The 20,023-nt window shown below is 44.3% G+C and carries 14 protein-coding genes and 1 pseudogene; 6 read left to right on the forward strand and 9 right to left on the reverse strand.

Annotation, left to right across the window (positions count from 1 at the left end; genetic code table 11):
- Positions 1-50: 50 nt before the first annotated feature.
- From QFZ80_RS23330 to QFZ80_RS23345, 4 genes are all read right to left on the reverse strand, one after another.
- Positions 51-944 carry a carbohydrate ABC transporter permease gene (locus QFZ80_RS23330; protein ID WP_307553694.1) on the reverse strand — a complete coding sequence of 298 codons (894 nt, stop codon included), beginning with the start codon at positions 942-944 and terminating at the stop codon, positions 51-53.
- A gap of 17 nt (positions 945-961) precedes the next feature.
- Positions 962-1,909: an ABC transporter permease gene (locus tag QFZ80_RS23335; RefSeq protein WP_307564207.1), complete on the reverse strand. Its 948-nt coding sequence runs from the start codon at positions 1,907-1,909 to the stop codon at positions 962-964.
- Between the two features lie 361 nt (positions 1,910-2,270).
- Entirely contained in the window at positions 2,271-3,245 is a 975-nt protein-coding gene (locus QFZ80_RS23340) for an aldo/keto reductase family protein (protein WP_307553692.1), read from the reverse strand.
- Positions 3,246-3,653: 408 nt separating this feature from the next.
- Positions 3,654-3,986 carry a GH32 C-terminal domain-containing protein gene (locus QFZ80_RS23345; protein ID WP_307556008.1) on the reverse strand — a complete coding sequence of 111 codons (333 nt, stop codon included), beginning with the start codon at positions 3,984-3,986 and terminating at the stop codon, positions 3,654-3,656.
- 209 nt (positions 3,987-4,195) lie between these two features.
- Between QFZ80_RS23345 and QFZ80_RS23350 the strand changes: the two genes are divergently transcribed.
- Positions 4,196-5,077, forward strand: a complete 882-nt coding sequence (locus QFZ80_RS23350) for an AraC family transcriptional regulator (RefSeq protein ID WP_307553690.1) — start codon at positions 4,196-4,198, stop codon at positions 5,075-5,077.
- Positions 5,078-5,290: 213 nt separating this feature from the next.
- Here the strand turns inward: QFZ80_RS23350 and QFZ80_RS23355 are convergent, their stop codons facing one another.
- A complete protein-coding gene (locus tag QFZ80_RS23355; protein WP_373460432.1) occupies positions 5,291-6,424 on the reverse strand; it encodes an aldose epimerase family protein in 1,134 nt (377 codons plus the stop codon).
- Positions 6,404-7,156 (reverse strand): annotated as a pseudogene (locus QFZ80_RS23360) (ThuA domain-containing protein); the annotation flags it as partial. The pseudogene QFZ80_RS23360 and the gene QFZ80_RS23355, both read right to left, overlap by 21 nt.
- Positions 7,157-7,315: 159 nt before the next feature.
- Between QFZ80_RS23360 and QFZ80_RS23365 the strand changes: the two are divergent.
- Positions 7,316-8,908, forward strand: coding sequence for a GMC oxidoreductase (locus QFZ80_RS23365; protein WP_483874731.1), 1,593 nt, complete (start codon positions 7,316-7,318; stop codon positions 8,906-8,908).
- Here the strand turns inward: QFZ80_RS23365 and QFZ80_RS23370 are convergent, their stop codons facing one another.
- On the reverse strand, positions 8,909-9,799 hold the full coding sequence (locus tag QFZ80_RS23370; RefSeq protein ID WP_307553687.1) for an SDR family oxidoreductase: 891 nt from the start codon (positions 9,797-9,799) through the stop codon (positions 8,909-8,911).
- A 155-nt stretch (positions 9,800-9,954) separates the two neighbouring features.
- Here QFZ80_RS23370 and QFZ80_RS23375 point away from each other — a divergent pair, with 155 nt between their 5' ends.
- From QFZ80_RS23375 to QFZ80_RS23390, 4 genes are read left to right on the forward strand one after another with little or no spacing between them, the layout of a single operon-like run.
- Entirely contained in the window at positions 9,955-11,547 is a 1,593-nt protein-coding gene (locus QFZ80_RS23375; RefSeq protein WP_307553685.1) for a spore germination protein, read from the forward strand.
- Positions 11,548-11,588: 41 nt separating this feature from the next.
- On the forward strand, positions 11,589-12,755 hold the full coding sequence (locus tag QFZ80_RS23380; RefSeq protein WP_307553683.1) for a Ger(x)C family spore germination protein: 1,167 nt from the start codon (positions 11,589-11,591) through the stop codon (positions 12,753-12,755).
- Positions 12,756-12,769: 14 nt separating this feature from the next.
- Positions 12,770-13,012 (forward strand): hypothetical protein, encoded by a 243-nt coding sequence (locus QFZ80_RS23385; RefSeq protein WP_307553681.1) that lies wholly within the window; start codon positions 12,770-12,772, stop codon positions 13,010-13,012.
- A gap of 34 nt (positions 13,013-13,046) precedes the next feature.
- Positions 13,047-14,141 (forward strand): GerAB/ArcD/ProY family transporter, encoded by a 1,095-nt coding sequence (locus QFZ80_RS23390; RefSeq protein ID WP_307553679.1) that lies wholly within the window; start codon positions 13,047-13,049, stop codon positions 14,139-14,141.
- A 10-nt stretch (positions 14,142-14,151) separates the two neighbouring features.
- Here QFZ80_RS23390 and QFZ80_RS23395 read toward each other — a convergent pair whose 3' ends face one another.
- Positions 14,152-15,822 (reverse strand): GMC oxidoreductase, encoded by a 1,671-nt coding sequence (locus tag QFZ80_RS23395; protein WP_307553677.1) that lies wholly within the window; start codon positions 15,820-15,822, stop codon positions 14,152-14,154.
- 484 nt (positions 15,823-16,306) lie between these two features.
- Positions 16,307-19,924, reverse strand: coding sequence for a golvesin C-terminal-like domain-containing protein (locus tag QFZ80_RS23400; protein ID WP_307553675.1), 3,618 nt, complete (start codon positions 19,922-19,924; stop codon positions 16,307-16,309).
- Between the last annotated feature and the right edge of the window lie 99 nt (positions 19,925-20,023).

Consider the following 20,023-nt stretch of genomic DNA (forward strand, 5'->3'; position numbering starts at 1 on the left):
TAGCTGTTATTAAAAATGCACTCACCTCCTTACGAATTCTCCCTGACGGATCATCCCTTCAGCGAGCCAATCATGACCCCTTGTACAAAATGCTTCTGAACGAACGGATACAGGATAAGAACCGGCAGGCTGGAGACGACGATCAAGGAATATTTCATAAGCTCCGCGAGTCCTTGCCTTCTGAGCGTTTCCGAAATATCTGTGGGATTCTCAGAAGTATTGAGAAGCAATATATTTCGAAGAACCAGCTGCAACGGGTATAATTCAGAACTCTTTATATATAGCAATGCGTCAAAGTAAGCGTTCCATTGTCCTACTGCAAAGAGCAGTACCATAACGGCAATAATAGGTTTGGAAAGAGGAAGAACAACACGAATCAGGAAACCCACGTCGCTGCATCCGTCCATTTCGGCTGCGTCAACCAATTCATCGGGAATCGTGTTTTGGAAAAATGTCCTTGCGATGATAATTTGAAAGACGCCTATTGCTTGCGGGAGGATAAGAGACCATCTGGAATCGATGAGATGCAAGTTCTTCACAACTAAATATAAAGGTATTAATCCACCCCCGAACAGCATGGTGAAGGTTAGTATAAACATCAACACATTGCGTCCGTAGAAGGTCTTGCGCGAAAGCGGGTAAGCCATCATAATGGTCACCGTGAGAGAAACCAGCGTACCGATTGTTGCATATAACAATGAATTTCCGTACCCTACAAGGACTTGCGCATTTTTAAATACGGTCTCATAGCCAATAAGCGTAAAATCAACCGGATACAGCCACACCTTACCGGAAACCACCGCAAAGGGGCTGCTAAATGATGCACTAAGGATATAAATCAATGGGTAAAGGACAACCAACATACCTATTGTTAAACAAGCATAGATGACTGCAAGCAGCATCCTATCGCCGGGCGATTCTTTTATTGATCTCTTCGTCAGCATGAATAAACCTCCCTCCCTTACCACAAGCTGTTATTAGTAATCCTATTGGCCAATGCATTAACACTGATCAGAAGGATTAAATTGACTACGGAATTGAATAGACCTACGGCTGTTGCATAACTGATATTCGCATTAAGCAAACCGACTTTATATACATAAGTTGCGATGATTTCGGATGAATCCGCATTCATCGGATTTTGCATCAAATATATCTTTTCAAAACCGACTGACATCATATTGCCGAGACTAAGAATCAATAAAATAATGGCTGTAGGAAATATCCCCGGAAGATCGATATGGATGATTTTCTTCCATCTCGATGCCCCGTCCATTTTGGCCGCCTCATAAAGCGTAGGGTCGATTCCTGCGAGTGCCGCAAGATAAATAATTGTGCCATAACCGACATTCTGCCATACATCCGACCAGACATAGAGGGACTTAAAATAAGCGGGATCTCCCATGAAGTTAATCTTTTCAAAACCAAAGGACTCCAAAATATTGTTAATAACACCTACTTGAGGGCTAAGCAGCAACGACATCATCGAAACAACGATAACCGTTGAAATGAAATGAGGTGCGTACGTTACCAACTGCACGAACCTTTTGAAAAATGCACTGCCGACCTCATTTAATGCAAGCGCAAACAAAATTGGAAGCGGAAACCCGACAAGCAGACCATAAATGCTTATACCTAAAGTATTCTTTAAGATAAGCCAGAAGTAAGGGCCTTCAAAAAAATATTGAAAGTGCTTCAATCCGACCCACGGGCTTCCAATAATTCCTTTTATAACGTTAAAATCCTTAAATGCCAATGTCGCCCCATACATCGGAACATATTTAAAAGTAATTAGTAGACTTAAGGGCAGCAAAATAAGTAAATAAAATTGCCAATGCCTCATTATTTTCTTATAGATCGTATTTCTCGATGTTGTCTTCTGCAGCTTTTTTGAATCACTGACTACCATAGATTCCAAAGATGTTCTCCCCCCTATATAATAAGCGTTTTCAAAATTCACAGCTGATTGCTTCTCTCCAAGAAACATTTGATCGCAAAATTCATTTAATACAAAATTACTTTATAACTATATTATAAATGACTGATACCACAATAAAAATAGAAGAGTTTTATTAACTATATAACTAAATTACGTTTATACTAATACTTCACAATAGGCAATTTGTCACCTATGAGACCACTTATGCAAAAAAAAACCACCTTCCTTTTGAACTTGAAGAGTGGGTAATTTTGGATGATATTATGGAAACTGCCGGTCCTATGATAGGAATCTCCATATCATTGGACCGGCAGTCAGCTTGCATATACGGTTATCGCAGAGGCGCAAAATCTTTTACCTTCTGTAAGCTGTTTTCGATGGCTTCCAGCATATCTGGCAGCAGCTTTACCTCCACTGCCTTTACGTTCTCTTCAATTTGTGACGGCCGGCTTGCTCCGATCAATGCAGAACTCACGCCCGGCTGGCGAAGCACCCAAGCGAGCGCAAGCTGCGACAATGTTATACCCGCTTGTCCAGCTATGTTATCCAATTCTTGAACGCATTGCAGCACTTCCTCGCGGAAATAGCTTTTGATTACGCCATTCACGGCATTGTTTGCCGCTCTGCTGTCTTGAGGGGGCTGTTGACCCGGCTTGTACTTTCCTGTCAACACACCTTGCGCCAGCGGTGAAAACACAATTTGACCGATGCCCTCACGTTCGCTTAACGGCATAACCTCTCGTTCAATATAACGTTCAAACATGTTATAGATCGGTTGATTCGAAATAAAAGGGTGTAGGTTCAACCTCTTGGTTATTCCAACCGCATCCGCGATTTGTGCTGCGCTCCATTCACTTACGGCCGCATACAGTATTTTACCTTGGCTAACAAGGTCATTTAATGCACGTAGTGTTTCTTCCAACGGCGTTTGATTATCATAGCGATGGCAAAAATAAACGTCGATATAATCGGTGCCTAAACGTTTCAAGCTGGCATCGCATTGCTCCATGATATGCTTTCGGGATAAGCCTCTATCGTTCGGTCCCTCCCCCATCGCGAAAAACACTTTCGTAGACAGCACGTAGCTCGATCTGGAATACGGCTTCAGCGCAGCGCCAATCGCTTTCTCTCCTTCGCCTCTATTATACGCATTAGACGTATCAAAAAAGTTAATGCCGCTTTCGAATGCTTGACGAACGCATGCATCAGAAGCCTCTTGTTCCGCAACCGTTCCATAAGTTAACCAACTTCCAAGACCGATTTCACTAACCTTGATACCGCTTGCACCTACACGTCTGTATTTCATTGCCAATCTCCTCTACTTATAAGTTAGGGTTATTATAAAACGTTGTTCCGAAATGTGGAAGTACGCATTATTTTTTAATTAAGTAACCTTAACTATAGTATCTATGCTAAAATAATTCGAAGATTGCCGTTCGTATAAACCATGACTATCACATTTCAGCCCTGTTGTCTTCGAAACTATGTCCGATAGGATGATCCCCGGCTCGCTTATTCCCGTTTAGAATTCGAGTTACGGTATGCGGAGCGATATTGACTCGGAGTAGTGCCCATGTACTTTTTGAACCGCCGCACGACGGATTTCCTGCCACGCTCGGCCAATTGCAATATGCTGCTGCTGCTCACCGGATAAAGGGAAGATGTTTCTAATGATCTATTAAGTCCATAAATTCTTTCAATTCTTTCACATTGATCACTGCCAAATCGATTCAAGTTTCCAAATGTTCAATGAAAGCATTTCAACCTTTCCTCCACGGCAAAAAACATCAATCCCCGTACTCGCAGGGTCAGGATAGATATTGTTTGACATTACCGTACGCCCTTCATTTGCATAAATTTCAATGCATGAAGTATCAACAAAAATATGCAACGCCACCAATCCATGATCCGTTGTCTCGAGCGTGCACGTACGTACGCCTTCACTAATCGAATCTGAACGAGATCTATCAAACCGGAGTACCTTGGAGTTGACATCGTAGGATATAATGGTTTCTTCTCTACCATCTTCAGAACATTCAACCAACACATTTTCCAATTCGGCAATCCCCCCAAGTAAAAAGAAAAGATTATCTAAAATTGTGTTTCTCGAAAACGTCTGATTTTCTCAGGTAAACGTTTTCTTTTTTCAGTTAAACGTTTTCTTTTCCAAAAAACCAATGATATACTAATATTCAAGCATTGTCGTTGGCTTAAATTATTATTAATTTGTCAAATATTTTGGTTGGAGGTTCATACTTGAACATACACAATCTGTCGCCCTATTTACGAATTGCTATGGATAGCTATGTCTCATTTCCTTGGTATTTGGAGGAAAGGGTATTATTTGACTATGAGATCCTTTATCTCAAAGAAGGCAGATTAAAAGTTACTGTGGAGGATGAGGTTTACTTCGGAGAACCAGGCGACATCTTTTTCTTTCGCCCCAAACAAAGGCATTCGATTAGCAAAGTTGGAACAGATTTAGTTCGGCAACCCCATTTACATTTTGATTTGTTCTATCAAGAAGATAGTCCCGATGTTAAAGTTTCTTTTAAAAAATTTGAAAATATGACGAACGATGAAATGAAGTGGTTCCGAAGCGACGAGATTGACAGATTAACTATTCATTTAGCTAGCCATATACGCTTACGGCATCATTTAGTTATCGAGAAAATACTTTTTGAAATTATAAGAGAATTTCAAATGAAGCTACCATTTTATGAATTGAATATGAAGGGATTATTTATTCAATTATTCACCGCATTATTACGCGAAAACTATTGGAACAGAAATCCTCACTTACTCTCCAATATCAATGAGCTGGAGCAAGTCAGAATTTTCTTAAAGCATAACACTGGTCAAAAGGTAACTTTAGATGAACTGGCCAAAATATCTGGAATCAGCAAGTACTATTTGATCACCCTGTTTAATCAAACATTTGGGATGAGTCCTATCCAATATCACCAATTAATGAGAATAGAAAAAGCAAGAGAGATGATCCAGTTTACTAATGAGCCTTTGAAACGAATTGCAGAACTTATCGGGTTTCCGGATATTCATTCTTTTAGTAAAGCATTCAAAAAAATAGAAGGCGTTAATCCTTCTTTTTATCGAAAAAAGAATATATCTAACTCATAAGAAAGAAATAACGACTTACAGATCCAGATTGCGGTAGTAAAATAAATCTATCCTTTCGTTCAATAACAAAAGGAGACCCACAGCAACGGGCTGAGGGTCTTGATTTTATCTTTCGGCGTTTATTCCGAATCTCTCACCCAAACTGTCATCTCACCTATACCTCGGTTTACCATGTGAGTATACGTTATACGTATTTGGACGAAAAAAAATATCTCAAAATGCGGAAAACTTATAAATAGACGTCTGCTTGTAAATCTGACCTGGGAACAATTCAGTGCTTGGGAAATGGGGATGATTCGGAGAGTCCGGATAATGCTGGGTCTCAATACTAAGCCCGGCGTATCGTTGATAAGCAATTCCGCCCTTCCCAACATCGCTCCCATCCAGACTGTTTCCAGAATAAAACTGCACGGCTGGCTGTGTGGTATAGACCTCCATCACCCGGCCCGAATTCGGTTCATACACGCTTGCGGCCTTAACCATGCCGGCCCCGCTTCGATTCAGTATATAATTAAAATCATAACCGCCTCTCGCATACATCATCAGTGGATCTTGGGAATGAATCCGCGCCCCGATTGCTGTAGGGGTCCGGAAGTCAAGCGGCGTACCGGCGACACTTTGAATTTGCCCAGTCGGAGTAAGATCCGGCTTGATCGGAGTAAAACGGTCGGCGTGAAGCGTAAGCACATGACCAAGAATATTCCCGTTGCCCGCGCCAGCCAAGTTGTAATAGTTATGTTGGGACAGATTTACAACGGTCTTTTTATCTGTCATGGCGGTATAATCAATGATTAATTCATTGTTGTCTGTCAGCGTATAGATCATTTTTACGGCAAGATTACCCGGGAACCCCTCTTCACCATCTTTGCTAATATAGTATAACGCGACCCCGACTGCGTCATCGCGGTAGAATTCCTCTGATGCCCAAACCTTCTTGTTAAATCCTCTAGTCCCGCCGTGAAGCGTATTGCGCCCTTCATTCACGGATAGCTGATAGGTCACACCGTCAAGCGTGAATCTGCCATTTGCAATGCGATTCGCGTACCGTCCAAGAACCGCCCCGAAATATGGCTTATTTCCGGTTCGTATGAAATCCCCCAACGTTCCGTAACCAAGAAGGATATCTTCCATAGCTCCGTTTCGATCCGGCACCTTGAGAGTCAGCATAATACCGCCGTAGGTCATGATTGAGGCTTGCATGCCGTGCTTATTGGTCAGAGTATAGAGATATACCGATTCGCCATCTGCGGTTTTGCCGAAATATTGCTTTGATATACTGCCGAATGCCGCGTTCGCTTGGACGGATGAAGGAAACTCCTCTTTATTTATTTTCTCAAGAGGCCGCATAAATCCGTATACAGGCTCTGCTCCATGGGGTGACGCGGCCCAGTTTACTGCATTCGCTATAACCCGCAAAATGGTTCTGTTGTTATAGGTAGGGTACTCTTCGTGTCCTGGTCGGAAGTAAAAAATTTTCCCGAGTCCACGCCTATAGGTACAACCGCTGCGAAATACTTCACCTCCCTGAAACCAGCTGACAAATACAAGCTCCTCGGGTGCTGGGATATCAAAAAACTCTCCATACATCTCTTCCGATTGCAATTCGATATATTCGCCAATTCCTTCGGTAATCGGATGAGAAGGGTCGACAACCCACAACCTTTCCCGCTCTGCAACTGTTCTCCATTTCAAATCACATGTAGTCCCCATTAATTTCCGAAAAATTTTCGAACGATGTCCGGAATGAAGCACGATGAGACCCATGCCTTGCAATACCCTTGCTTGAATTCTATCAACGATCTCATCCGTCACCGCATCATGAGCCAGATGCCCCCACCAAATCAATACATCCGTATGGTTAAGTACCTCCGTCGTTAAACCGTGCTCCGGCTGATCCAAAGTTGCCGTTTGAATTCGAAATCCGAAAGGTCCAATACCAGCGGAAATCGCTTGGTGAATTCCTTTTGGATAGATGCGGGCAACTTGCGGGTCTGTCCTCTCATGAATAAATTCATTCCATATGGTTACGCGGATCGGTTTCATCTCAATCACTGGCCCGCTGCCAATCCTTACTTTCATCGATTCATCCCTCCATTTTTCAGGCACCACGTCATTAATATAGGTATGTGGAGCATAAACCTAATAATAAAGGAAGTGATTACACTGAAGATCTATATGGCCGATCACGAAGATACCCTTATTAAAATTTCAAGAAAATTTCAGGTAGAATTACTGCAAATGATGTCGATTAATCCACATATCGCAAGTCCCGATACAATCATCACGGGTGAGCGGGTTAACCTTCCTTCCTTGACCATGCCGGCAGCCGAAAATAGAATCTTTGGCGAATTTTGTCCGCCTTTACCGGAGTCGGAATTTCTTCGCGAATGGATTCCGCTCACTTCCGCAGAACAGATGGCTCAAACAGATTACGATGTACTTATTGTCGGGACAGGAGCTGGAGGTGGAGCCGCCCTTTGGCGGTTGGCCGAACAGTGGGGGAACAACGGAAAGAAGATTGGAATCGTCGAAAGAGGAGACCCTTACCTGCCTACCCATGTAAACAACATAGCGACCATAAACGGCGATAATTTTAGAATATTAAGACCCTATAGAATCACTTATCCGATTGGAGACCTGCTCCCGCAATATCCCGGTGCCAAGCTTATTTATGCTTTAGGCGGAAGAACCTTACTCTGGGGGGCGATCACCCCGCGCATGCCTGATCACGTCATTGCCCAATGGCCGGTATCCATCCAGGAAATGAAGTATTATTACGATATCGCTGAAGAATTGATGTCCGTCACCCGATCTTATACGAAAGATTCGTCGATTACCCAAGTCCTGCTTAAGCGTCTTCGAGAAAATGGCTTTTACTATGCAGACGATATTCCGGTCGCTTCCGATCTGGATCAAACCAGATTCGGTAAAATTCGTTCGAACGTTTTTTACAGTTCAATTGTTGCTTTGGCGAAAGCATTAGCAAGGCGTCCGTTTGATTTAGCTGTTCAAACTTATGCTACGGAAGTGGTTACGGAACATGGCAGAACAGTCGGAGTTCGGGTGATGACTTCGGATAAGAAATCCCATTTCATAAGAGCGAAAACCGTTATTTTATCGGCAAGTGCCTTACAAACCCCGCGAATATTGCTGAATTCCAAGATTCCAGGTAAAGCAATCGGACGATATCTTGTTAATCATTCGTACATGATCGCCACAGCCAGCGTAAATACTCGAGGATTTTCTGAGCCGCTAGGTGTATTAGGAATTATCATTCCAGAGCTTATGGGGCGTCCCTATCAGCTGCAGCTTCAAGGACCGGAACAATATTTTAACTATCAATACGAACATAAACCGATCAAGGACATTTGGAAAATCAGCTTTTTCGGCGCTTCCGGTGAGGTGGAGCCTCGTTACGAAAACCGAGTTTATGTGGATTCGAGCAGTCCCGATGAATACGGGGTGCCGGAAATACAAGTCAATTTCGCTTACAGCGAAAAGGATGAAGCGGTTATTCGGCATATGTCGACCGCCTTACAGCAAGCTGCCAGAGTTATGCAGTTAGATCTAGCCACTACAGTGAACGGTGTTCCCCAGATTTGCTTAATGCCGATCGGAACAGATAACCACGAGTCCGGAACATGCCGGATGGGCGATGACCCTCGTACTTCCGCTACGAACAGGTACGGACAAATTCACGGCGTATCGGGTCTTTACATAGCAGACAGCAGCGTGCTGCCCACTATTGGCGCAACGAATCCTACATTGACTACGGTGGCTATGGCAATTCGGACGGCCGACTATATTATCAAAAAGCTTCAAGAATCATGATCAAATAGCTAAATACTCCCCGCCATTGATATGAATGGTTATCCCCACGGCATAGCTGGAATCTTCGGATGCCAAGAATAAATAGGCCGGTGCAAGTTCAAATGGCTGACACGCCCGTCCGATCGGATTATCGCTGCCAAAAGTCATATACATCTCCGGAGGGAGCGATGCAGGAATGAGAGGGGTCCATGTCCTTCCGGGGGCTACAGCGTTAACACGAATTCCTCTTTTGAGAAGAGATAACGCTAACGAACGCGTAAAAGTGCTAACCGCTCCCTTGGTAGCTGAATAATCGATTAATTGTTCAAAGCCAACAATTGACGTTACCGAGCTTGTGTTGATAATCGCGCTTCCCGGCCTTAAGTAGGGAACGACTGCTTTTGCAAAGTAAAGGTATGAAAAAAAATTAGTTCGAAATGTACGTTCCAGCTGTTCAGCGGAAATATGTTCAATACTGCTTTGAACGTGCTGTTCAGCGGCATTATTGATCAAAATATCAATGCGTCCAAATTCGGATAAAGTCTGCCCCACGGCCTCGCGGCAAAAGTCCTCATAACCAATATCCCCTGCAATCGTCAAACATCTTCGGCCTATCTGCTCGACTCTGGCTTTCGTTTCCGCAGCGTCGCCATGCTCATTGAGATAGACGACAACGATATCTGCGCCCTCCTTGGCAAACAGATAGGATATTGCACGTCCGATGCCGCTATCCCCACCTGTAATAATGGCCACTTTCCCCTTTAACTTCCCGGTTCCGATGTAATTAGGATTTTCAGATATGGGCCTTGGAATCATAATGGATTCAATTCCTGGCTGCTGAGGCTGATATTGTAGTGGGGCCTGAATGGGTATCTCTTCACACTTCGTTACTTTACCATAGTTCGAAAACATGACTATTCCTCCATCGGAATTTGTTACTTTCAGGGTATTCTACAACATACAAATGGGTGATTGCCCAAAAGATTTTAGCTTCCACTGCCTTTCCTGAGAATTACTTTTCAATATTATGGCAAAAATAATACAATCACTAGGGAAGGATGGCACCTATGAACTTTTTCAGACGGCTTGTCCAAAGTCGTTATCGCGACAAGATCATTGAGCAAAACGACTCCTACGACCATTTGTCCGAATCGCGCACATCGAATCAAGAAAAGCTTCCCGATACCGGTGTCTCAACGATATCTACTCATTTGCCGGACAACCTGCAGAGGGTAAAGGATGTTTTCGATCGTTGCAGCGACTTTAGCATCATTCCTTGGCAGTACGGTCCCGAGATGAGTTATACCGCATTCTCCATTTATCTCGATTCGCTCATTCAAAAAAAAGAGCATAATTTCTTTAGAGAAGCGCTTCAAGACCAGGTCATACACGAGCTTGGACAAGGAACGATGGTTATGCCGGAAGATGTTATCTTCTATTTCAACAATAGAGGCGCCTCTTCCGACTCTGCTCTGCTGATCAAAGATTTCAATGAGGCGGTAAAAAATGTCCTTCAAGGCCATATTGTCATCTTCTTCGACCAATGGAACTCAGCGCTTAGTTTCAAGGCTACAGGCCTAGAAACCAGACAAGTCACCGAATCAGTTACCGAACCTGTCGTTCATGGACCTCGTGAAAGCACCGTTGAAAATTTATCGAAAAATTTAGGGATGATCCGTTCACGGTTAAAGACAGCAAATTTTAAAATAGAATCGTTACCACCGTCAGGACAAACGCAAACGAACGTTGCATACGGTTATTTGGAAGGAACCGTCAACCCTGACGTGTTAGCCGAATTTCAAAGGCGAATTGTTAAGCTTCAGAAGCATGAGATATTGGAAACCTCTTACATCGAGGATGCCATTGAGGATTCCACATATTCACCTTTTCCTCAATACCGTTACACCGAACGAACGGATGTCGCCGTTGCTTCCTTACTGGAAGGAAAAATTATCGTGTTGGTTGACGGGACCGGATCCATCCTAATATGCCCCGGCTTATTATTCGAGCTGCTGCAATCGAGCGAAGATTACTATCAAAGAACCGTTGTCGCAAGCCTTATCCGTATCCTGAGATTAGTTGCATTATTTATTGCCATAGGCCTGCCCAGCATATATATTGCTTTTTCCACTTTTCATCCGGAATTAATTCCGACTGTTCTTCTGCTTGCCGTCATCAACTCCCGTGAAGGGATTCCATTCCCTGCTGTCATTGAAGCATTCATTATGGAATTCTTCTTTGAACTGCTTCGAGAGGCCGGAATTCGTCTGCCGCGTCCGGTCGGATCTGCGGTGAGCATCGTCGGAGCGCTTGTTATCGGAGAAGCGTCCATCAATGCCGGCATCGCATCGCCGATCATGGTGATTATCGTTGCATTAACCGGGATTGCATCCTTTTCCATCCCCCAATACAACTTTGCCATTGCGCTGCGCATTTTGCGGTTTCCCCTCATGCTGTTCGCAGCTTTTTTGGGCATATTCGGCATTTTGATCGCCTTTATGCTGATGTGGCTGCACTTGGCGAGCTTACGCTCTTTAGGTCAGCCTTATTTAAGCCCTATCGGTCCTTTTATTCCACGGCAGATAAAGGATGTAATCCTTCGCGCGCCGCTCGGCACATTAATGCGTTCGCCGCGAATTCGCTATAAGGACAAGCCTTAGAAATTAGCCAACTATGTCGTACTCAGGAGAGAACAAAGAGCATGAAAAGGCGGATATGGATGAGCTTATGCTTATCAGCACTCTTCTTATTGACAGGTTGCTGGGATCGGGCCGAGCTTCCTGAAAAAGGGTTTGTCATGGGAGCCGGCTTAGATCTAACTGATGATGGAAAAATTTCACTGACTACACAATTATTCAAGCCAGCCCAAGGGGTTGGTGCGGTAGGCGGCAAAGCAGCCGAAACGCAATACATTAATGTTACGGCTATAGATGATACGGTTCCCAGAGCCATTCGCGATATTCCCATTAATCTCGGTCGTAAAACCCAGTGGAGCCATACCCGCCTGATTATTATCGGAGAAAAACTGGCTCGTGAACGAGGAATATTCGAAATTCTCGAACTTTTTTATCGGGATCACGAACCCCGGCTTACGATGTCCATCATAATCGCGGAGGGAAGAGCTGACAAATATTTTAATATGAAGCCGTTCATCGAAAATACAATAAGCCAGCAATTATTTCAAACCGAAAAATCGGCTGCATCCAGCAGCGGAAAAACAGTAGATATGAATTTGCTCAAATTAGGCCTGCAAATGAAAAGCGAGGTCGGTATCGCTAAGGTTCCTTATCTCTATTTATCCAAAGATGCAACCAAGGTTACGAATATAGCTGGAATTGCCTTGCTGAAAGAGGGGAAACTTGTGGGTAAAATGGAACCAACGAAGGTGGAAACCTTACAAATGGTGTTGAACAAATATCAAAGCGGCATGATTGATATTCCTTGCCAGAATCCATCCAAACAGAGTAAGAAGGTAGAAGCTGTAGAAATAGTCTCCTTAAAAAGCAAATTGCAGCCTACCGATATCGAAGAGAATTCGCTGAAAGTTCTTATAAAGATCAACATGGAAGTAGCTGTTATGGAATTGACATGCTCTAAGCTGGAAACGGTACAGGATGAAAAGAATTTCACGAAAAAAGTTGAGGGACAGATGAAGCAGCGAATTACGGAAACAACCGATTGGTTAAAAAAAAACAAATTCGATGCCATCGGATTGGGGAACAAAATATATCAGAAAAATCCGCCATTGTGGAAACAATGGAAAAAAAACTGGGCTGACCGATTTGCGAACAGTGAGTTCGATATCGATGTTGAAGTCAAGGTCATCAATAGCGGAACCACAATCAGCAAGCCCGTTTTCAAAAAATAGAAGGGATTGGAAAAATGCTGGGAAAAATGTTATTACTGCTGTTGATTTACGCAGGCATTTCGCTCGCAGATATACCGAGACTAAAAAAGGTGGACCGCCGCGAGATCATTGCTTATACATTCATGGCACTGCTTTCGTTTTACCTTGGCATCAATTATATATTTGAGCTGAAATGGCCGTTTCTGGAAGAAGCCGCCGCAGTACTCCTTGGTGAACCGGCCCGTCGCATCGTTGAGTTTCTAAAGGTTCCCTCTTAACCAATCGAAATCTGCTACTGCGGGGGTGTATGAAATGAAAGCTAAGGAACAAATCAGCTCCGGGCAGATGTCTGTCATATTTTTTGCTTTCATGACGGGTTCTGCCATTATAAACATCCCAGGACCGTTAATCGGGTACGCCAAAAACGGGGCTTGGATTTCCCTGTTACTGTCTTTGTCTGCAGGCATATTCTTCCTATCCTGTATCCTTTATTTGTATCGAAAATTTCCCGACCTGACTTTTATTGAGTACAGCAGGGCTTTGGTTGGTAATTGGGTTACGGTCCTTCTCGCTATTCCTTTCATTTCGTTTCAATTCCACATGACATCCGGAATCGTCCTGGATATCGGTTTATTTATGACCAGTTCTATGATGCGGCAAACTCCGTTGTATCTATTCGTATTATCGGTATTTGTGGTTATTGCTCTTACGGTGCGTTCAGGGATAGAAACATTGGCTCGAATGATCTTTGTTCCTATGGTTAGCGTCCTCTTTTTCATCATTCTCATTCTTGTATTATCCGGCAACAATTATGAGATCGATCATCTGATTCCCATCATGCCGGATGGAATCAAACCGGTGCTTCTTGGCGCTTATTTTTCATACGGGTTTCCCTACGTCGAGCTTGTGCTTATGGCCATGCTTCTTCCTTACGTACGTAAAGAAGGACAGACACATGTAAAGAAAGGCATGTATCTCGCTCTGCTTGTAAACGGGTTTTGTTTAATTGCCGTAACGCTTAGTACGATATTGGTGTTCGGTCCAATGGCAGGGGAACGAAAGTATTCGATGTTTGAGGTAGCTCGAATCATCGATTTGCTGGAAGTCATTCAAAGGATTGAATCTCTCATCGGCATCTCCTTGATTATGACTTCTTTTATCAAGGCGACCATTACGCTCCTTATATTGAATTTAACGTTTACGAAATTGTTCAAGCTTCGTGACGATCGTATTCTGATTCTCCCCATAACATTGGTTTGTTATCTTTTTTCTTTGCATCAAATTGGAAAAGGAGCAGCTCTTTGGATTCATTCCGTATCGGTCATTCATGCGTTATGGGCCACATTTTCTTATTTACTGCCTTTGCTAGTCGTTACCGCAGCAGCAATAATAAGGAAAAAAGTTTGAATATGCTTTTTCATTTCGTTTTTGGCTGAACGCCCGCCTGCCGAATAATATGATCAGCCGTACGAATAGCGAGGGCTATCGTGGTCAACGTTTGATTTTCGGCTCCGATGTAAGGTAAAGCACTGTTGTCGGCCACATAGAGGCCGGAGACTCCGTGGATTTGCCCGTATTGGTTAGCAACAGAAGTATTGGGATCGTCTCCGATTCGGCATGTGCCTGAGTCATGATGCAAATCGCCAAGCGGAGTCAAGCAAATAGACGGTTTGCCATTCTTTGAAATCAGACGCACGCCTGTATCCTTGGCAATGCGCTTTATCCCTTCCGTCATTTGGCCAACGACGTTCTTATCGGCCTCGCTCAAGGAAAAATGAACCTTAATTTCAGGGACGCCGTACTCGTCTATTTTGTCCGGATTCAGTGTAATCCGATTCTCGTATCTCGGTTCGACTTTGCCATAACCATAGAAGTTGACCGTAGTTTCACCTGTTAATGGTCTTTCAACGCTAACTGGATACCAGTAGAAGGCTTCCGGGCCGGTCATGAGTACGGAGTAAGGTGTATCCGGTTTCTGCGGTATCATAATATTCAAGGGACCCCACGGGATAGGAAAATCAGCAGTAGATATCGTTCCTGTTGCTTGCACAAAAGTTTGATTCGTCAGGAAGTGTCCCAACGCTCGATGCTGAAATCCCGAATGAAGGAGCAAGCGTGGTGTCTCAAAAGTACTCGCACTCAAAACAACTGTTTTGGCTTTAAGGGTATAAGCGGTTTTATCCGGGGAAACGACCGTGACTCCCGTGACTTTTCCGTTCTCATGTAGAATCTTCGTGGCACGTGCGTTGATTGCCAAATCGAAATTCCTCTGATTCAGAGCTCTAGCAAGCAAGGAAATGGAACTCGTAAACATGTCGGTATGAATCTGCCCGAAAGACTGGGGTACGATATCAGCTGCAATCGGAAGAGGTGCCGCTTTGGAATAACCGCGTAGCCACAACCGCTCCAGTAAAATTTCCGTGAACGAAGCCCCTTCCGCAAATGCTCCGGTGACATTCATGACTTGTTCAGCAATGCCGTAATAGCTTTCCATCTCATGAACAGGTATAGGCCATTTCGCCAGATCCCACGGATGCATCCGGGGAGTAAACGCATACCAGAATAACGTTCTTCCTCCCAGCGCAAAAAGCTGCCTCGCTCCCGGATATTCGGGTGAAGCACCAGGCAGGGGCTTGGATAAGTGACTAAAATAAGCTACGAGGCGTTCTTGGTTTAACGTCGACAGGTTTCGGGCATGCGTCGGGATATACTGGTCTCCCCGTTCAATGATGCCAATCCTCTTCTTTTCCCTCTTCCATTGTTCGCATAATCTCCAGAGGACAGATCCTCCGCCTGCTCCGGTACCGATGATCAGAACATCATATTCCTGCTGAGCCATCTGTGAAAGCGGTGTAAGGGGAATCCAGTTATTCAGCGTTTCTGCCGGTACGACCGGGCAAGTCGGAATGGATCCAACCGTAGAGGCTCTCGATTCTGTTTCAGAAGGAAGATAGACCGATATACCGGTGATGTCTAGATCCGGATGTTCAATATGTGGGTTGAGCAATACAAGCTCTTCAACGGATAAACGTTTTTTAATAGCGATAGCTCTAAGTGTTTCATGCTTGTTCGAAACCCATATTTTCAAAAGCCTTCACTCTCCATTCGACCTAATGATTGCTCTCAACGTTTCAAAGTTATAACCACTATACTTATACTATAATGTTAAGGCTGGAGCCTTTATGTATTCTAATAACAATAAAGAACAAAGAAGATTATTCGCAGCCGTGATGACATTGCTCTACTAAGTCTCATGCTTCCCGCTTTCGTTTCTTTGAATAGTGACGGTGAAAATCAAAAACAGAAGAACAACATATTTTTAAAATGCTGTTTTATAAAGCACGCCATCAATTCCTAAAAATAACGGCAAGAGTGGTATCGTGCATCAAGACATTGTATTGGCTAGTTGCGGGTTCTAATCCTATTGTTACGAGTTATTACTAACTGAAATAATGATTGCCTTCACATCAAATCTAAGAAAGAAAGTGAAGCCCACAAACCTCCTGATAATTACCAAGAAATCGAAAAGCAAATTGAACGTTTACAAAGTTAGATGAGTTTTTTATGGCTTACTAAGTCGATTGATCATGAGGCACTGTGACAGTTACCGAAGTATCCGTTTTGTTGCCCGCTTTATCGGTAACCGTATAGGTAATGGTATAGATACGTCCCGATCCATTCCCTAATCTTTCTGCACGCAAATGAAATGAAGTGGCCGCTGTACCGATATTTGCCTCAATGTAACCTTGACCACTATCTGGTTCACTGCTCGTAATAGAGGTTAACACCACCGATTCAACGCCTGATGTAGCATCACTTGAATGAAGTGCAGCATTTATAACGCCCATTTTATGATTCGCAGGCCATATGGACGTTTTATCTAATTGAACAGTTAGTAACGGTGCCGTCTTATCAATTTTAAACTCGATAGTTTGGATTTTCTCTACATTGCCTGCTTGATCCGTACTGTGATAATCGACCTTGTATATCCCTTCACCGAAGGCAGGAATGGAGCCCGTGTAGGTGATCCAGCCCCCATTATTCACTTGGTATTCTGTTTTCGCCACGCCGGATAAATGGTCATATACAGACATGCTTACCGTAACATCCGACGTATACCATCCAGAGCTACCGTTATGTGCTGTCGGGCTTACAGTTGCAACACTTACGGGTGGTGTCTTATCATTAGGCGTCACTTTCACCTCAGTCTCGGCATGAAGGGACGTCAATGGATTCGTGACACGGATCACTGCACTGCCAACAGCCAGAGCATGTAGCTGTCCTTGGGCATCAATGGCTGCCACATCGCTATTCGTGCTGCTCCAAAGCAGATATTGATCCGTTGCATCGTTCGGAGTTATCCCCGCCGTGAATTGATGCGTATCTCCTACTTGCAAATCAAGCGCCTGGCTATCCAAGCTGATGCCCGTAGGGGGGATGAACTCGAACTTGAGCACATCCGCACGAAGCGGTCTATCATGAGCTGGATTCGCATCCTCGACCGTGATGTAGCTGGCACTTCCTCGCGGCAAATCATAGATGCCCAGTACCTGCCATGAACCTTGTAGTGTAGATTGATCGACGATCTTAGAATCGCTCTTTACGCCATCCATATAAATCGAGTATTCGGCAGCTTTGGTCGTATACACCGGTGTCGCGGGCGTTCCTGGCAAATAAACCGATACCCTATATCGTCCGGGCTGGGTGATTGTCGGCGTCCATTTGGCCGATGCGCCCGTTGGATTCGTAATCGCTCTTGAGATGCCGCCGTTATAACCTTTGAGAACCGTAGAAGTCACCCACTTATTCGTAGCGGTTCCTAGAGGCCCGTTGACTTCCGTGTATCCCCCGTTTGTGCCATAACTATGATAGATCGTAACCTGCTGAATGGCAGGCATCGTTACCTGGATCCTCGCCTCCGCATAGAGGGAAGTTAACGGATTCGCAGCACGAATCACCGCCTCTCCAACCCCCGTTGCATTCACCTGCCCCTCGGCATCGACAGTCACGACTTGACTGTTCGAACTGCTCCAAACCAGCTTCTGGTCAGTGGACTCGGCAGGCGTAAACACAGCCGTGAAGGAATGCGTATCTCCTACCCGCAGATCTAGTGAATCGGTATCCAGAGCAATCCCGGTCGGAGGGATGGACTCTAACTTGATGACATCCGCCCGAAGCGGTCGATCGTGAGCGGGGTTTGTGTCTTCGAGCAGGATATAACTGTTTGTTCCCCTTGGAAACTCATAGGAACCCAATACGTGCCAAGATCCCTGCAGAGAGAATTGATCAACAACTTTCGTTTCCTGTTTTACTCCGTTGATATAGATCGAGTACGCAGCCATTTTTGTGGTATTCACTGGAGTGGCGGGTGTTCCGGGAAGATACGCTGAAACTCGGTACCGTCCGGACGCGGACACGTTCGGCGTCCATTTGGCCGAAGCGCCCGTTGGATTCGTAATCGCTCGCGAAATACCACCGTTATAGCCTTTGAGTACGGAAGACGTGACCCATTTATTGGTAGCCGTTCCAAGCGGCCCATTGACTTCCGCATAGCCTCCCATGCTGTAACCATTGTATAAGGTGATAGGATTGGTAATGGTCGGTGGAATCTCTTCGATATAAGGGGCCTCCAACCCACCCTTTACATAAATCGGGTTCTCATCCAGTCGTAGTCGTACGTAACCATTCGTTGGCGTATACGTTAACGTATTCCCCATGATGTCCGTGACATCAAGGCTGTTGCGAGTATATAGCTTAAGGTCGGCTCCCGCAGGAGCGTACATGACCCGAATATCTTCCGCTGCTGTATGAAACTTATGACTATAAACTCCGGGGGCAATATCCTCGGTGTTTAGGAAATCCGCACCCGTTAATTCCCGGGTCATAGTGGCATAAGCGGAATAGGCCGGCTTCGGAACATATGCCCCTTTGGCATCGTCAGGATTCCGAATCAAACCGAACGTTCCCTCAAATTCATTCGGAACTGTAGATTTATTTTGCAAATTATAGATGTTGATTTTTTGGATACCATTCGCTAAAGCAGTGACAATTCTTCGAGCTACATAGTTGGCTTGGACATGCTCGTCGAAATTAAAATTACTAAATCCTGTTTCCGAGAGATTGATAGGGATTGTTTGATTATTGTTATAGGTTTTCATTATATTTTTGTGCCTATTGATATCTTTAACGAAATCTTCTGGGTTCCTCGTATACGAATGAAACGAATACTCATCCATATAATTCAGCGCGCCCTTTTGATAAAGCGATTCCAAAAATGCGTCTGAACCCAATTCGCCAAATACAAACCCTGTTATTTTCACATTGGGAAAATGGGGATGAATTTGTTCGTAGGATGTTTTTAACAAATTGAAATAAAAATCAGCTTTCTCTTCCTCCGTGGTAAGTCCCTTTCCAAACGAAGGAATGTCCGGTTCGTTCCAGATCTCCACCTGACCGACCTGGGGGTATCTGCTCAATAATTGCTTGCCGTATTCGGCAAATGCCGCCCTTGCCTCTGGACTCGTCGGTGCATTTCCCCCATCGTATAAATTATTATATAACGCCAGAGTGATATAAGGCTTGAGGTCATTCGACGCCACACGCGACATGAAATCGTCATGGAAGGATTTAAAGCTATAAATCCCCTTCGTCGCATCTTCGATGTCCCCCCAGCGCAAGGCATCCCTGACATACTTAACACCCATTTTTTTGGCAATTGGGATCAACGCCGCCGAGTCTTGAGCAATTAGATCGGTTCGAGCGGCATGCGTTTGCACGGAAAAATGCGAATCCGCCACTTGGCTCAGATCGAAATTGGAAACAACTGCGAACGAGGTATCTTTGGAGGCAATAACGTTTCCATTCTGCTTGGCTGTAACAACCAAACTGAACCATCCCTTTTTCCCGGGATTAACGGTTAATATGGTCGTTCCATCGCTTACGGCTTGGCTCCCGGACTGTACGGTGTTATTCCAATAATCCGAATAAACCCAGTCAATCGAGTCTCCATCCGTATTGATTTTGAAGCTCTTGATGTCATTTTCATAGAAAATGTTCCCAATCGTGCTTTGTTCGATGGTTAGTGCTGCTGCATAAGCCACTTGGTTTCCTGAAATCAGAGTGAGCCCATACGTGGCAAGTAGAGAAAATACCAAAAATGCAGAACATAAGCGACTTACTATTTTTTTCATAGCCTTACGTCTCCCTTCAAATGTAAATCATTTATTTAAAATCATTCGACACCTGTTCTATCCTGTCACCTCCCTCATCATTTATAAAAGCGCTTACAA

It is taken from the genome of Paenibacillus sp. V4I7 (assembly GCF_030817275.1).
GTDB lineage: Bacteria > Bacillota > Bacilli > Paenibacillales > NBRC-103111 > Paenibacillus_E.